A 14,521-nucleotide genomic window follows, 5' to 3' on the forward strand; every position below is an offset into this window, starting at 1 on the left:
CTCACACCTCCCAGAAATCGCTCATATGCGCAAAGACCCGATCGGCCCCGGCGGCGGATAATATAGCCCGGCCATCGCGGTTGCGATAATGGCCGCCGCCGACAAATCCCCAGACGGTCATACCGGCCGCCTTGCCCGCCTGCACGCCGCTGACGCTATCCTCGATCACCAGCGTGCGCGATGGCGACGCGCGCATGCTCTCGGCGGCATGGAGAAAGAGATCGGGCGCCGGCTTGCCGTGCCTGACCATCTGCGCAGTGTAGATCCGATCGCCGAAATATGCCCGAAGACCGGTGACGTCGAGCGAAAGCGAAACGCGGTCGAGGTCGCTGGATGAAGCCACGCAGAACGGCACGGTCAGTCCGGAGATCGCCGCCTCCACCCCGGGGATCGGCGCGAGCGAGGCGGCAAAATTCTCCAGCACACGCGACTTCAGTCGGGACATGAAGGCGTCCGTCAGCGAGTGGCCGAGATCACGATAATGCTGCTCGACGGCCTTGGTGCTGCGTCCGAGAAACAGCTCGAGCGCCTGCTCCTCGCTGAGCACGAGGCCGAATTCCGCCAGAACCTCAGACAGGCAGCGGCAGCTCAAGAGCTCGCTGTCGACGAGCACACCATCACAGTCGAAGATGATCAGATCGGGATTTGGCCGGCCTTGCTCCATCCGGGCATTCGATCATATACCCAGGCTGTGAGCAATAGCTCAGCTCGCGAGCGTCGGATGCGCGCGTAGGAGATGGATTAGCCGGAGGCGTGATCCACCACTTCTGCATCCGCGGTACAGGCGCTGGTGGGTTACGCCTTCGGCTAACCCACCCTACCCGACCTATCGCCGCTGATTGTACACGTCGATACACACCGCGCCCAGCAGCACCAGACCCTTGATGACCTGCTGATAGTCGATGCCGATGCCGAGGATGGACATGCCATTGTTCATCACGCCCATGATCATGGCGCCGACCACGGCACCGCCGACCCGTCCGACGCCGCCATAGGCCGAGGCGCCGCCGATGAAGCAGGCGGCGATGACGTCGAGCTCGAAGCCGAGGCCGGCCTTGGGCGTTGCGGTGTTGAGCCGCGCGGCGAAGACGAGGCCGGCAAGTGCGGCGAGCACGCCCATGTTGACGAAGGTGAGGAAGGTCAGCCGCTCGGTCTTGATGCCCGACAGGCTCGCCGCCTTGGCGTTGCCGCCGACGGCGTAGATCTGCCGGCCGATCACGGTGCGGCGGGTGACGAAGCCATAGAGCGCGATCAGCGCGGTCATGATCACCAGCACGTTGGGCAGGCCGCGATGCGAGGCGATCAGATAGGTGAAATAGAGCACGGCGCAGGCGAGCAGGATGCTTTTGCCGAGGAAGAACGCATAGGGCTCGACCTCGATGCCGTGCGACTGCTCGCGCGACCTTCCCTTGGCACTGGCATAGACGAGCCCGAGCGCGAGAACGGCGCCGATCAGCATCGAGGTCGGATGCAGCGTGCCGGCCTCGGGCAGCAGTTCCGGAATGAAGCCCGAGGACAGCTTCTGGAAGGTCGCCGGGAACGGCCCGAGCGACTGGCCCTGCAGCACCGCGAGTGCCAGGCCCTTGAACACCAGCATCCCCGCCAACGTCACGATGAAGGACGGAATCTTGAAATAGGCTACCCAATAGCCCTGCGCCGCACCGATCGCGCCGCCGAGCGCGAGGCAGGCGAGGAAGGCGAGCGTGTAGTCGACCTTGTAGGTCACCATCAGCAAGGCCGCCACGGCGCCGATGAAGCCTGCGACCGAGCCGACCGAAAGGTCGATATGGCCGGTGACGATGACCAGCAGCATGCCCAGCGCCATGATGACGATGTAGCTGTTCTGCAGCACCAGGTTGGTGAGGTTGAGCGGCTGCAGCAACGTGCCGCCGGTCACGACCTGGAAGAACAGCATGATCGCAACCAGCGACATCAACATGCCGTAATTGCGCAAATTGTTCTTGATGAAGCTGCCGTGCCGGCGCTCCTCGGGCAGCGAAACCGTCTTGTCGGTCATGGCTGCAATCCTCCCATCTCCGCGGCCGCGGGCGCGGCGTTCCCAATGCTTCGTTCGTTGCGCATGATGGCGCGCATGATCTTTTCCTGTGTCGCCTCTGAGCCTTTGAACTCGCCGACGAAGGCGCCGTCGTTCATGACGCAAATGCGGTCGCAGATGCCGAGCAGCTCGGGCATCTCGGAGGAGATCACCACGACGCCGCGGCCGGCTTCCGCAAGCTCGTTGATGATACAGTAAATCTCATATTTGGCACCGACGTCGATACCCCTGGTCGGCTCGTCCAGGATCAGGACCTTCGGGTCGGTCATCAGCCATTTCGACAGCACGACCTTTTGCTGGTTGCCGCCGGAGAGCTGGCCGGTCTCCTGGTAGACGTCGGAGCAGCGAATGCGCATCCGGTTGCGGTAGTCGCTGGCGACCTTGAGCTCGGCGATATCGTCGATCACCCTGCCGGGTGCGACCTGGTCGAGGCTCGCGAGCGTGATGTTCTTGCGGACGTCGTCGGCAAGGATCAGGCCGAGCTGCTTACGGTCCTCGGTGACGTAGGCAAGGCCGGCATCGATCGCGGCGGCGACGCTCGGCAGCGCGATCTCACGGCCTTCGAGCCGGATAGTGCCGCTGATATTGGTGCCCCAGGAGCGGCCGAACAGGCTCATGGCGAACTCGGTGCGCCCAGCCCCCATCAGCCCGGCAATGCCCACGACCTCGCCGCGCTTGACACCGAAACTGACGTTCTTGATCACCTGCCGCTCGGGATGGATGGGGTGATAGACAGACCAATTCTCGACGTCGAGCACCGGCTCGCCGATCTTCACGTTGCGCTCCGGGAAGCGGTGCGCCATGTCGCGGTTGACCATGCTGCGGATGATGCGGTCTTCCTGGATCTGCTCGGCGTGGCAGTCGATGCTGTCCACCGTGCGGCCATCGCGCAGCACGGTGATGTGGTCGGCAACCTTGGCGACCTCGTTCAGCTTGTGCGAGATCAGGATCGAGCCGATGCCCTGCTCGCGGAACGTCATCAGCCGCTCGAGCAGCGCGGCGCTGTCGGCCTCGTTGAGGCTCGCGGTCGGCTCGTCCAGGATCAGCATCCGCACCCGCTTAGACAGCGCCTTCGCGATCTCGACAAGCTGCTGCTTGCCGACGCCGAGATCGGTGATCAGCGTATCCGGCGATTCCTTCAGACCGACCTGCGCCAGCAGCTCGCGCGTGCGCCGGTAGACCTCGTCGCGGTCGATCACCCCCAACGTCGACGGCGGATGCGACAGGAAGATGTTCTCCGCGATCGACATCAGCGGGATCAGCGCCAGCTCCTGATGGATGATGATGATGCCCAGCGCCTCGGAATCATTGATGTCGCGAAAGCGGCGCTCCTCGCCCTCGAAGATGATGGTGCCCTCGTAGCTGCCGTGCGGATAGACGCCGCTCAGCACCTTCATCAGCGTCGACTTGCCGGCGCCGTTCTCGCCGACGAGCGCATGGATCTGCCCGGCGCGAACCGAGAAGTTGACGTCGCGAAGCGCCTGCACGCCGGCAAAGCTCTTGCTGACGTTGCGCATCTCCAGCATGGCGGTCATGGCTTTGGTGTCCCTTGCGTTACTTCGCCTCTCCCCGCGTGCGGGGAGAGGTTGACTGATATCGCTGCATCCACAGCCTCATTGCGAGCGCAGCGAAGCAATCCAGACCATTTCCGCGGTGGCAGACTGGATTGCTTCGCTGCGCTCGCAATGACGGAGTGCATACCAACCACTGCCCGTATGGAAAGGGGCCCCTCACCCTAACCCTCTCCCCGCAAGCGGGGAGAGGGGAAAAAGAGAGAGTCTTACTGGAACTGCGACTTCTTGTAGTAGCCGCTATCGACCAGCACCTTCTCCCAATTGTCCTTGTAGACCACAACCGGCTTGAGCAGATAGGACGGCACGGTCTTGACGCCGTTCTCGTAGGTCTTGGTGTCGTTGACGGTGACCTGCTTGCCGGCGAGCGCGGCGTCGACCATGTCGGCGGTCACCTTGGCGAGGTCGCGGGTGTCCTTGAAGATGGTCGAGTACTGGTCGCCGCGCAGCATGGCCTTGATCGAAGGCACTTCGGCATCCTGGCCCGAGATGATGGGCATCGGCTGGCCGGCACTGCCGTAGCCGACGCCCTTCAGCGAGGAGATGATGCCGATCGAGAGGCCGTCATAGGGCGACAGCACGGCGTTGACCTTCTTGTTGCCGTAGTAGGCGCTGAGCAGGTTGTCCATGCGGGCCTGCGCAGTGGCACCGTCCCAGCGCAGGGTCGCGACCTTGTCCATGCCCATCTGGCCGGACACGACGACGAGCTTGCCGCTGTCGATATACGGCTTCAGCACGCTCATGGCGCCGTTGTAGAAGAAGTAGGCATTGTTGTCGTCGGGCGAGCCGCCGAACAGCTCGATGTTGAAGGGGCCCTTGCCGTCCTTCAAACCGAGACCTTGCACGATCGATTCCGCCTGGAGCACGCCGACCTGGAAGTTGTCGAAGGTCGCGTAATAGTCGACGTTCGGCGTTCCGCGGATCAGGCGGTCATAGGCGATCACGGTGATGCCTTTTGCTTTCGCCTGCTTAAGCACGTCGGACAAGGTGGTACCGTCGATCGCGGCGATCACCAGCGCCTTGGCGCCCTTGGTCACCATGTTCTCGACCTGGGAGAGCTGGTTCGGGATGTCGTCCTCGGCATATTGCAGGTCGGTGTTGTAGCCGCGCTCCTTCAGCACCTTGACCATGTTGTTGCCGTCGTCGATCCAGCGCGCCGAGGATTTCGTCGGCATGGCGATGCCGACCGTCGCCTTCTGGGCGAAGGCAGCGACGCCTGTGGCCATCGTGGCGGCACTGGCCAACGCCAGCGCGAGAAATGTTGTCTTCAGTTTCAGCATGTTTCACTCCCTTTGGGTGTCGGACATTCTTCGTAGTGTCGAGAACGACGGGTCGTATACGGCTTCGGCCTCCTATGCGAGCTTGACGTCGGGTTCCGCGCGGCCGCGCGCGGTTGCTTCGAGCAGAAAGGTGCAGCCGGCTTGCGGATCGGCAGCGCGTGCCGCCGGGTCCATATCCTGCCAGGCCGACGTGACGAGCAGGCGCGACAGGTCGGGGCCGACGAAGGCGGAGCAGCTCGCCTGCTTCGCCGGCACACTGAGCGAACGCAGACGCTCGCCTTGCGGCGAGTAGACGTCGATCCGGCTCGCGCCCCAGCACGCATTCCAGATCTGCCCGTCGGCGTCGCATACCGAACCGTCGAGACCGCCGATGCCGCTGTGGCGCAACAGCACCTCGGGCTCGCCACGCGGCAGGCCGGTCGCGGGGTTGAGCGGCACGGCATAGAGCACCGCGCGCGGCGTGTCGGTGAAGTAGCCGGTTGCGCCGTCGGGCGAGAAGCAGATCGAATTGGGAATGCTGATGCCGGGAAACAGCGTCGAGATCTTGCCGCGATGAAGCGCGTAGATCGCGCCCGCCTTCGGCTCGGCTTTCTTGCCCATAGTACCGATCCAGAACGTACCCGATTGATGCACGCGGCAATCGTTTGAGCGCGTCATCGGATTGTCCGCTTCGAGCGGACAGAACAGCGTCATCGCACCATCAGCGAGCTTGCGGATGTAGAGACCATCTTCGGCGACGATCAGCTGCCGCTCGGCGTCGATGCGCCCCAGCGCGCTCGCCATCCGACCGAGCGCGTGGCTGCGGACAGAGCCGGTGCCGAGTTGCGCCTCGAACAGCTTGCCTTCGCGAATGTCGAACCACCAGGCCGTATCCGTGGTCACGTCATAGGTCGGACCTTCGCCGAGATGGCAAGGATGGTCCGAGAGGACAGTCGTCGGCACCTGCTCCATCATAGCGACCTCACCGAAAAGCGATAGACCGTGTGATGGCGATAGACCCCGCCGGGATCGAGGCGCGGGCTCGGGAAATCCGGCCGGTTCGGCGCGTCGGGCCAGATGTGCGGCTCCAGGCACATGGCGTCCGATTGCCGGATCAGCTTGCCGCCCTTGCCGGACATCGTACCGTCGAGATAATTGCCGGAATAGACCTGAAGTCCGGGCTGATCGGTGAGCAGCTCCATGATGCGCCCGGAGCGCGGCGCCTCCAGCCGGGCCGCGAGCGCAAGCTTGCCGTCGCGGCCGAGGCAGTAGGTGTGGTCGTAGCCCCTGCCATTTCGCAATTGCGGATCGCCTTCGCGGATGCACTCGCCCACCGGCCGCGGTTTGCGGAAATCGAACGGCGTGCCGGCCACGCTGCGCGGCGGCTCCGGCAGCGGAATGGCGGTGGGATCGATGGCGAGGAACTGCTCGGCGGCGACCATCAAGCGGTGATCGAGAATGGACGTCTCTGACGTCGCGCCCTCGAGGTTGAAGAAGCTGTGGTTGGTCAAATTGACGATGGTCGGCCGGTCGGTCCGCGCTTCCATCAGCAGCGACAGCTCGGTCGGGCCTGTGATGCGATAGGTCACGCGGACCTCGAGCCTGCCCGGATAATTCTCCTCGCCGTGCGGGCTGACATAGGTGAGCGTCACGGCGGGCTCGGCGCCCTCGTCGATATCAGCGATCTCCCAGAGCTTGCGATCAAAACCCTCGAGCCCGCCGTGCAGCGCATTCGGACCGTTGTTGACGGCAAGCCGCACCGTCTCGCCTTGAAGCGAAAACTGTCCCTTGGCAATGCGGTTGGCATAGCGGCCGACGGTGGCGCCCAGAAACTTTCGTTCGGCGAGATAGCCGGCGAAGGCATCATGGCCAAGCACGACGTCGTCGTATCCGCCGTTGGCATCCGGCGCGATCAGCGCCTGCATCACCGCGCCGTAGCTGATGATGCGCGCCTCGAAGCCGCCCTGCCCGCGCAGCACGACGCGCTCGACCTTGCGGGCGTCGGGCAGGGTCCCGAACACGTCTCTTGTGATTGTTGATGCGGCCATGCTCAATCCACAAACGGTTCGACGATCGTGCGCTTGCCGAGCAGGAAGGCGTCGGCGACGAGACGGAGCGGCGTCAGATCGACGTCACTTGCGCCGGTCGCTGTGAGCGCGACGAAGCGTCGGTAGAGTCCGCGATATTCCTCATCGGGCCCTTCGGCAAGCACCTTGCCGTCGACGGCCATGCGCGCGCCACCGCTGGACAGTGTCAGCCGGCCCTGATCGGTATCGACGAGGATATCCCAGCTCTGCGGCCCGGTCTGGCGGAAGTCGAACTCGGCGGTCACGGGCAGGCCGCTGATATCCGTCAGGTTCAGGTTCGCCGCGATCGGCGCCTGGCAATTGGCTGGAAAGGCCAGCTCGGCCGCGGTGACGAACACGGGCTTCGGCAGAATCCTGGTCAGGATCGACAGCGCATTGATGCCCGGATCGAACACGCCGAGGCCGCCGGGCTCCCAGATCCAGCCCTGTCCGGGATGCCAGACACGCACGTCTTCCTTCCAGCTGATGTGAACGGATTTGATGTGCCGATCAGTGAGCCATTGCCGGGCCGGCTCCACCGCCGGCGCATAGCGCGAATGCCAGGTCGCAAACAATGTCCGCTTCGCACCCGCCGCCATCGTGATCAACGGATCAAGCTCAGCAACGCCGGTGCCCGGCGGCTTCTCCAGCATGACATGCTTGCCGGCGGCGAGCGCCGCCGCGGCCTGGGCCCGCCGCACCTGTGGCGGCGTGCAGAGCGAGACCGCGTCGATCGGCGGCCCCTTCTGAAGCAATTCCTCGACGGTCGCAAAATGCGGTAGCCCCGGCAGCGAGGCGTTGCGGCTCGCCACGGCGGCGAGCGTTCCACCCGGTGTGGCGGCGATCGCCCCCACATGCTGGTCCCGCGCGATCTTGCCGAAGCCGACGATGGCGATGCGAAGGTCTGTCACGCTTGTTCTCCAGTGTCGGCCGACCGCAGCGGCTCGGCCGGGGCGGTCTCGATCACCGTACTGTCATGGCGGCGCATGCCGTTGTGAATGACATAGACCATGGCCTCGGATGCGGCGTGGGCATCGCGCGCGACGATGGCATCGACGATCTTCTGATGCCAGAGCAGCACGGTTTCGCGGTCCTCCGACTCGACCGGAGCGCTGAGCAGGAAAGAGGCGCGCAGCGCTGCTTCAATGACATGCCCGATCGAGCGCATGAACAGATTGCCCGAGGCACGCGCCACGGCCACATGAAGCGCGAGATCGGCATCGGCAAATCCGACCGAGTCGGACGCTTCCTGCCGCATGCGATCCATGCAGCGGCGCAGCTCGCTGATGTCCTGCTCGGATCGCTGCGTTGCCGCCAGCATCGCCGCGCGCGGCTCGACGGCGAGACGGATCTCGGCGAGGTCGTTGAGGAAGCGCTTGTCGATGCCGGCGTCGAGGTGCCACGCCAGCACGTCCGCGTCGAACATGTTCCAGGCGCCGCGCTCGCGCACGACGGTGCCGACCCGCGCCTTGGTGGTGAGCAGGCCCTTGGCGACCAGCGTCTTGACGCTCTCGCGCAGCACCGGCCGCGACACACCGAACATCGCGATCATCTCGGCATCCCCCGGCAGGCGCGTGCCTTCCGCATAGCGGCCGGCGATGATGTCGACGCCGATCGAACGCGCCACCTCCGCATGGTTGGAATGGGCCCGCCGCGTCGGGATGACGACGATCCGCGAGGTCATGACGCCGCTCCCGCATGCTTCGCCACCGGCCGGCGCGCGAGCGCGACCAGCCCCTGCTGGAGGGCGATGAAGGCGAACAGAAGCACGCTCAAGGTGTGGGGGATCAGCAAGAGCATTGGCGCGGTGCAGGAGATCGACTTCACGTTGAGACGGACGTCTCGGCCGCGCGCCAGCCGGATTCCGATCCAATCTGCGAGAAGCCGATCGTGAGCTGGCGGGCGCTGGCCGGCGTCGCGAGCAACAAGGCGGCCATGGCGCTGGCAGCACAGAGAGCTTTAGGGGGCATCAGGCGCGTCTCCCAAGATGTTTTTACCGGGGCGCCGATTGGTAGCACGGCACCCATAGGCCGGCCTTCGCGCCAGCGGCGGGCACTATTTCACGGAAGTTGAGTTCCGACTAGTCATATTATTTGACTATTTGAAGCAAACGCGGGTGGGCGGGGCCGGCTAAATTAGGACACGCTCAGCGCGATATTGTTCCGCCCTTGCAACGAGGAGATGAAAAAACAGGCTGCGCGACGGAGCCTCAGCTTTCGGCGGGCGAAAGGGGCGCCCCCGCCCCGCTTGCTGGAGGCGAAGGACGGCAGCGTTAAATCAGCTTCCGCTGCGCCAGGTTCTTCATCAGTGCGCCGATGCCGAACGTCCAGGGCTCGCACTCGTCGCTGGTGCGCATGCGGTTGACGAGCTTGCCGAGCTGAGGCGCTGCGATGGTGACAATGTCGTCGCGCTTGTGCGTAAACCCCTGCCCCGGCGCATCGCGATCCTTGACGGGTGCGAACATGGTGCCGAGGAACAGCACGAAGCCGTCAGGATATTGATGCACCTTGCCGATGGTCTGCGCGACGAGATCGGTCGGATCGCGGCTGATCTTGCTGATCGAGGAATGGCCGTCGAGAACGAAACCGTCCGTGCCCGTGACGTTCAGGCTGATGTCTAGCCTACGCGCGTCGTCGAGTGTGAAACTGTCGTCGAACAGGCGCAGCAGCGGGCCGATCGAGCAGGACGCGTTGTTGTCCTTGGCCTTCGACAACAGCAGCGCCGAGCGGCCCTCGAAGTCGCGAAGGTTCACGTCGTTGCCCAGCGCGCCGCCAACGATCTTGCCACGGCTCGACACGAACAGCACGAGCTCGGGCTCGGGATTGTTCCAGGTCGACTTCGGATGCAGGCCGGCATCCATGCCGGTGCCGACCGACGACAAGGTGGGCGCCTTGGTGAAGACCTCGGCATCCGGACCGATGCCGACCTCGAGATATTGGCTCCAGGCGTTCTGATCGATCAGCACCTGTTTCAGGTGCATCGCCTGATCCGAGCCCGGCTTGAGCTTTGACAGATCGTCGCCAATCAGGCGCGTCACTTCTTTCCGGATCGCTTCGGCCGAAGCCGGGTTGCCCTTGGCGCGCTCTTCGATGACGCGTTCCAGCATCGAGATCGCGAAGGTGACGCCGGCGGCCTTCAACGTCTGGAGATCGACGGGCGCGAGCAGCCAGGGCTTTTGGGGATCGCGCCCGTCCGGTGGGGTGTTGGCCACGATCGCCTCGAGATCACCGATGCGCTCGCCCTTGGTGGCGGCAAGCGCCTTGGCGGGATCGTCCGTCTCGCAGAGCGCGCTGATGGTCGGATATTTTGCTGTGACGTCATACACGCCATCACCGCGCACGGCGACGACGGCCGGACCGTTGACCTGCGGCAGCCAGACGCGGCCGACCAGCGTCCCCTTCGTGCCGTCCTCGGGGAGAAGGTCCTTTACAGTCAATGTCGTCATGGCCGCGTCCTCGCTGTTCTAAGGAACGGCCGCATTCGCAGCGGCCGTTCCCGTTAGCGAAGACCAATAAACGTCTGGCGCTGGAAGTCCAGAGCGGCGGTGCGCCGTGCAATTATGCCCCTGCACGCGCCTTTCGCGCCGCAATCTGATGCAGCGCCCAGCGCGCATTCTTGCGGACATCAGGATCAGGATCGTCGGCGATCACGGCCAGGAATGCCTCGCCGTCTGGATGGCCGATCTCGCCTAGCGCGGCGGCGGCCTCTTTGCGCAAATTCGCCTGGTCGTGATTGACGCAATTGCCGATCGGCCGCACCGCGCGTTCGATCTTCATCTTGCCAAGGCTGCGGATCGCCTTCAGCCGCACCTGCCAGAACTCGTCCGCGAGGCAAGCGACGAGCTGATCAGCCGCGATTGCACCATTCACGTTGAGACCCAGCGTCTCCGCGGCCATCTCGCGGACCATCCAGTCGGCATCCTTCAGCGCGCGGGTGATGGTCTCCGCCGCCGGCTTCATCTGCGAAAAGGCCAATGCGCTTACGGCGGCGCGGCGCACATGGGCATCGGGATCGTTGATCAGCGCGGTCAGCGCCGGAATGGATTCCTCCAGCTTGAGGAAGCCGATCACGCCGATCGCCTGCACACGCACGGCGGCGTCAGGGTCCTGGAGCGCTTCCAGCGCGGGTTTGAGTGTATCCCTGCGGCGCAGTTCCTTGAGCGCGCGCAGAGCACCCATGCGGACGAAAGCGTGGGTATGCCTGACCAGCGGCAGGATCGCGTCGGCGCAGGCGGGATCCTTGAATTCAGCCATGCTGTCGGCCGCAGCCGCCGCGACAATCCTCTCGGGATCAACCAACAGCTTCACCAGCGCGCTTGCTGCCTCCGGTCCGTCGAACTCGCCGAGCGCCATCGCGACCTGCTGGCGCACACCGGCATCGGGATCGGCGACCATGTTGGCGAGATGTGCGACCGCGGCGGGATCGCCGGAATGGCCGAGTGCAATGATGGCGACGCGGCGTTCGGCGGGATCGGCCGCCTGCAGCCGCTCGTCGGCGTCCTCGAGATCGTCATATGATTCGAACGGGCTCGACATGATCACCTCAACAGATAGGGAATGTTGACGGTGACGGCGCCGGTCGGACAATCCGCTTCGCAGGGCATGCAATACCAGCACTCGTCATAAGCCATGTAGGCCTTGTTGGTCATGTCGCTGATCCGCAGCACGTCGAGCGGGCAGACATCGACGCACACCGTGCAGCCCTTGTCCGCGATGCATTTGGCGTCGTCGACCACCACCGGAACCGATGTCTGATAGGACGCGAGAGGCATGTGATGTCTCCTGTTGGTTATGTTTTGGTGGGTCATGCCGAGGCGCGAATGCGCTGCTTGTCGTAGAGATCCTTCTCGTCGTCCGCGATCGGCACGACATAGGGCTCGACTGCGCGCTTCTCGCTGGTCATCCTGCCGTCCTGCTTGGACAGCAGCGTGTGGCAGAACCAGTTCTCGTTGTCCTTCTCCGGGAAGTCCGTCCGCCAGTGATAGAGACCCCAGCGGCTCTCTTCGCGGTAGAGCGAAGCGTGTGCGGCCATGTCGGCACAGTCCATGATCGACTGCACTTCGAGCGCGCGCAGCAATTCGTGCGCGTTGCGCGCGATCATGCGCTCCTGCATATCCTCACGCGTTTCGGCGAGCCGCCGCATGCCGAGCTCATATTTGCGCGTGACCTTCGGCGGCTGGAGGTAGTCGTTGACCAGGCGGCGGGTCTTGTACTCGATCTGGTTCGGCGGAATGCCGTCCTCGCGCTTGGTCGGCGCCATCACGCGGTGGCGTTCCATGGCGACGTCGGCCGCGTCGAATTCCGCGAAATCATGGTTGTCGGCGAACTCCATCGCGTCGATGCCGGCGACCGAGCCGTTAGTGAAGGCGCCGAGCATGTAATTGTGCGGGACGCTCGCCATGTCGCCGGCGGCATAGAGGCCGGGTACGGTGGTGCGGGCATTGTCGTCGACGAACACGCCTGACGCGCTGTGGCCGGAGCAGAAGCCGATCTCGGAGATATGCATCTCGATGGACTCGCTGCGGTAGTCGACCCCGCGCCCCTGCTGGAACAGGCCGCGCGTCGGGCGCTCAACCTTGTGCAGCGTGGATTCGATCTCGGAAATCGTGTCGGGGTGGAGATGCTTGAGCTGGAGGAACACCGGACCCTTGCCGGAGAGGAGCTCGTTGTAGAACTCCAGCATCATCTGGCCGGACCAGTAGTCGCATTCGATGAAGCGCGAGCCTTCGTTGTTTGCCGTATATGCGCCGAACGGGCCGGCGACATAGGCGCAGGCCGGGCCGTTATAGTCCTTGATCAGCGGGTTGATCTGGAAGCATTCGAGGTTCGCGAGCGCTGCGCCGGCGTGATAGGCCATGGCGTAGCCGTCGCCGGAATTGGCGGCATTCTCGTAGGTGCCGAACATATAGCCGGAGGTCGGCAGGCCGAGGCGACCGGCGGCGCCCATGCAGAGGATCACGGCCTTGGCCTTGATCACCAGCATCTCGGCCGTGCGGGTGTTGACGGAGATTGCACCGGCGATGCGGCCGTCGGTCGACTTGAGCAGCCGCGTCGCCATGTAGCGGTTGGAGATCAGGATGCGGGCGCGGCGGAGTTGACGATACAGCGCCTTCTTCACGGTCTCGCCGTTCGGCATTGGCAGCACATAGGTGCCGATGTGGTGCACCTTCTTGACGGCGTAGTCACCGTTCTCGTTCTTCAGAAAGCGGATGCCGAAGCTGTCCAGTTCCTCGATGATGTTGTAGCAGTTCTGGGCGTACTTGTAGACCGCCTTCTGGTCGACGATGCCGTCATTGGCGATGGTGATTTCCTTGGTGTACTGCTCCGGCGTCGCGTAACCGGGGATGACGGCGTTGTTGAGCCCGTCCATGCCCATCGAGATCGCGCCGGAGCGCTTGACGTTCGCCTTCTCGAGCAGGACGACATTGGCCTTCGGGTTCTTCAACTTCGCCTTCAGTGCCGCCATCGGGCCGGCCGTGCCGCCGCCGATCACCAGCACATCGCAGGAAACCTCCGAAAGTCCGTCGACGATCTGATCTAGTGCCATCGCTTGCTCCTGGTTCGCCGGTAGCCGGCGCCTTTGCGTCAGATTTGTTCAGGGGGCGTCGCCGCGATAGCAATTAGTTGTCGCTAGGACGCGATTTGTAGCTCAGCGCTCGACGAAGGCTTTTTCGATGACGAAATGACCGGGCTGGCTATGATTGCCCTCGACGAAGCCGCGCGCCGCGAACATCGCGTGGAGTTCCTCGAGCATCGCCGGGCTGCCGCACAGCATGATGCGGTCCGTTTCGATGTCGAGGCTCGCTTGTCCGATATCCTCGAAGACCTGGTTCGAGACGATCAGGTCGGTGATGCGGCCGCGATTCCGGAACGGCTCGCGGGTGACGGTCGGGTAGTAGACGAGCTTGTCGCCGATCAAGGGGCCGAAGAATTCGTGATTGCGGAGGCCCTCGACGAGGTGCTCGCCATAGGCGAGTTCCGAGACCTGGCGGCAGCCATGGGCGAGCACGATGGTCTCATAATTCTCATAGACGTCGGGGTCCTTGATCAGGCTGGCGAAGGGCGCCAGGCCCGTTCCGGTTGAGAGCAGCAGCAGGCGTTTTCCCGGAATGAGGTTGCCGGTGATCAGCGTGCCAGTCGCCTTGCGCCCGACCAGAATGATATCGCCTTCCCTGATCTTCTGAAGGCGCGAGGTCAGCGGGCCGTCGTGCACCTTGATCGAGAAGAATTCGAGCGCCTCCTCGTGATTGGCACTGGCCATGCTGTAGGCCCGCATCAACGGCTTACCCCCGACCTCCAGACCAATCATTGCGAACTGGCCGTTCTGGAAGCGGAAGCCGGGATCGCGCGTCGCGGTGAAGCTGAACAGGGAATCGGTCCAGTGCCTGACCGACAGAACCGTTTCCTTTTGAAATGCACTCATCGTCTCTCCTTGGTCATCGATGACGCGCAAGGTTTCGGAGAGAGGAGAGTCCGGCAATTCGGAAGTGAAATTCCCGGTGGATTAGTTTCACATTTTCGCGTGGGTTGCTCGAAGAGCAGGCTCGCGATCCCGCCCGCACCGGCAATT

The 14,521-nt window shown here is 63.9% G+C and carries 14 protein-coding genes and 1 pseudogene; all 15 read right to left on the bottom strand.

Annotated elements, in window-relative coordinates; genetic code table 11:
• Position 1: 1 nt before the first annotated feature.
• The 15 genes and pseudogenes from ACM43_RS29990 to ACM43_RS30060 all read right to left on the bottom strand — a co-directional run bounded on the left by ACM43_RS29990 (position 2) and on the right by ACM43_RS30060 (position 14,374).
• Positions 2-664 (bottom strand): HAD family hydrolase, encoded by a 663-nt coding sequence (locus ACM43_RS29990; protein ID WP_271545131.1) that lies wholly within the window; start codon positions 662-664, stop codon positions 2-4.
• A 162-nt stretch (positions 665-826) separates the two neighbouring features.
• Complete coding sequence (gene mmsB / locus ACM43_RS29995) at positions 827-2,017, bottom strand: multiple monosaccharide ABC transporter permease (RefSeq protein WP_157282546.1); 1,191 nt, start codon at positions 2,015-2,017, stop codon at positions 827-829.
• Positions 2,014-3,591, bottom strand: a complete 1,578-nt coding sequence (gene mmsA / locus ACM43_RS30000) for a multiple monosaccharide ABC transporter ATP-binding protein (RefSeq protein ID WP_157282545.1) — start codon at positions 3,589-3,591, stop codon at positions 2,014-2,016. The genes mmsB and mmsA overlap by 4 nt, the downstream gene beginning before the upstream one ends.
• Before the next feature lie 245 nt (positions 3,592-3,836).
• Entirely contained in the window at positions 3,837-4,907 is a 1,071-nt protein-coding gene (gene chvE, locus ACM43_RS30005) for a multiple monosaccharide ABC transporter substrate-binding protein (protein ID WP_157282544.1), read from the bottom strand.
• Between the two features lie 72 nt (positions 4,908-4,979).
• Positions 4,980-5,858 carry an SMP-30/gluconolactonase/LRE family protein gene (locus tag ACM43_RS30010; protein WP_271545648.1) on the bottom strand — a complete coding sequence of 293 codons (879 nt, stop codon included), beginning with the start codon at positions 5,856-5,858 and terminating at the stop codon, positions 4,980-4,982.
• Positions 5,858-6,934, bottom strand: a complete 1,077-nt coding sequence (locus ACM43_RS30015; RefSeq protein WP_271545132.1) for an aldose epimerase family protein — start codon at positions 6,932-6,934, stop codon at positions 5,858-5,860. Before ACM43_RS30015 ends, ACM43_RS30010 begins: the two co-directional genes overlap by 1 nt.
• 2 nt (positions 6,935-6,936) lie before the next feature.
• A complete protein-coding gene (locus tag ACM43_RS30020; RefSeq protein WP_271545133.1) occupies positions 6,937-7,863 on the bottom strand; it encodes a Gfo/Idh/MocA family protein in 927 nt (308 codons plus the stop codon).
• Positions 7,860-8,636 (bottom strand): FadR/GntR family transcriptional regulator, encoded by a 777-nt coding sequence (locus tag ACM43_RS30025; protein WP_157282541.1) that lies wholly within the window; start codon positions 8,634-8,636, stop codon positions 7,860-7,862. Before ACM43_RS30025 ends, ACM43_RS30020 begins: the two co-directional genes overlap by 4 nt.
• Entirely contained in the window at positions 8,633-8,779 is a 147-nt protein-coding gene (locus ACM43_RS30030; RefSeq protein WP_271545134.1) for a hypothetical protein, read from the bottom strand. Before ACM43_RS30030 ends, ACM43_RS30025 begins: the two co-directional genes overlap by 4 nt.
• Before the next feature lie 2 nt (positions 8,780-8,781).
• Positions 8,782-8,922 (bottom strand): annotated as a pseudogene (locus tag ACM43_RS30035) (sugar ABC transporter substrate-binding protein); the annotation flags it as partial.
• Positions 8,923-9,224: 302 nt separating this feature from the next.
• Complete coding sequence (locus ACM43_RS30040) at positions 9,225-10,397, bottom strand: fumarylacetoacetate hydrolase family protein (RefSeq protein ID WP_271545135.1); 1,173 nt, start codon at positions 10,395-10,397, stop codon at positions 9,225-9,227.
• Between the two features lie 112 nt (positions 10,398-10,509).
• Complete coding sequence (locus ACM43_RS30045; protein ID WP_271545136.1) at positions 10,510-11,487, bottom strand: HEAT repeat domain-containing protein; 978 nt, start codon at positions 11,485-11,487, stop codon at positions 10,510-10,512.
• A gap of 2 nt (positions 11,488-11,489) precedes the next feature.
• Positions 11,490-11,723, bottom strand: coding sequence for a 4Fe-4S dicluster domain-containing protein (locus tag ACM43_RS30050; RefSeq protein ID WP_007593252.1), 234 nt, complete (start codon positions 11,721-11,723; stop codon positions 11,490-11,492).
• A gap of 32 nt (positions 11,724-11,755) precedes the next feature.
• Positions 11,756-13,498, bottom strand: coding sequence for a fumarate reductase/succinate dehydrogenase flavoprotein subunit (locus tag ACM43_RS30055; protein ID WP_271545137.1), 1,743 nt, complete (start codon positions 13,496-13,498; stop codon positions 11,756-11,758).
• Positions 13,499-13,600: 102 nt separating this feature from the next.
• Positions 13,601-14,374, bottom strand: coding sequence for a ferredoxin--NADP reductase (locus tag ACM43_RS30060; protein ID WP_271545138.1), 774 nt, complete (start codon positions 14,372-14,374; stop codon positions 13,601-13,603).
• Between the last annotated feature and the right edge of the window lie 147 nt (positions 14,375-14,521).

Origin of the sequence: Bradyrhizobium sp. CCBAU 45321 (genome assembly GCF_028128975.1) — a bacterium.
Classification (GTDB): domain Bacteria; phylum Pseudomonadota; class Alphaproteobacteria; order Rhizobiales; family Xanthobacteraceae; genus Bradyrhizobium; species Bradyrhizobium yuanmingense.

Excerpts from the sequence above, each read along its gene's own strand:
- ACM43_RS29990 (WP_271545131.1), bottom strand. The coding sequence starts at position 664 with ATGGAGCAAGGCCGGCCAAATCCCGATCTGATCATCTTCGACTGTGAT.
- mmsB (WP_157282546.1), bottom strand. The coding sequence starts at position 2,017 with ATGACCGACAAGACGGTTTCGCTGCCCGAGGAGCGCCGGCACGGCAGC.
- mmsA (WP_157282545.1), bottom strand. The coding sequence starts at position 3,591 with ATGACCGCCATGCTGGAGATGCGCAACGTCAGCAAGAGCTTTGCCGGC.
- chvE (WP_157282544.1), bottom strand. The coding sequence starts at position 4,907 with ATGCTGAAACTGAAGACAACATTTCTCGCGCTGGCGTTGGCCAGTGCC.
- ACM43_RS30010 (WP_271545648.1), bottom strand. The coding sequence starts at position 5,858 with ATGGAGCAGGTGCCGACGACTGTCCTCTCGGACCATCCTTGCCATCTC.
- ACM43_RS30015 (WP_271545132.1), bottom strand. The coding sequence starts at position 6,934 with ATGGCCGCATCAACAATCACAAGAGACGTGTTCGGGACCCTGCCCGAC.
- ACM43_RS30025 (WP_157282541.1), bottom strand. The coding sequence starts at position 8,636 with ATGACCTCGCGGATCGTCGTCATCCCGACGCGGCGGGCCCATTCCAAC.
- ACM43_RS30040 (WP_271545135.1), bottom strand. The coding sequence starts at position 10,397 with ATGACGACATTGACTGTAAAGGACCTTCTCCCCGAGGACGGCACGAAG.
- ACM43_RS30045 (WP_271545136.1), bottom strand. The coding sequence starts at position 11,487 with ATGTCGAGCCCGTTCGAATCATATGACGATCTCGAGGACGCCGACGAG.
- ACM43_RS30050 (WP_007593252.1), bottom strand. The coding sequence starts at position 11,723 with ATGCCTCTCGCGTCCTATCAGACATCGGTTCCGGTGGTGGTCGACGAC.
- ACM43_RS30055 (WP_271545137.1), bottom strand. The coding sequence starts at position 13,498 with ATGGCACTAGATCAGATCGTCGACGGACTTTCGGAGGTTTCCTGCGAT.
- ACM43_RS30060 (WP_271545138.1), bottom strand. The coding sequence starts at position 14,374 with ATGAGTGCATTTCAAAAGGAAACGGTTCTGTCGGTCAGGCACTGGACC.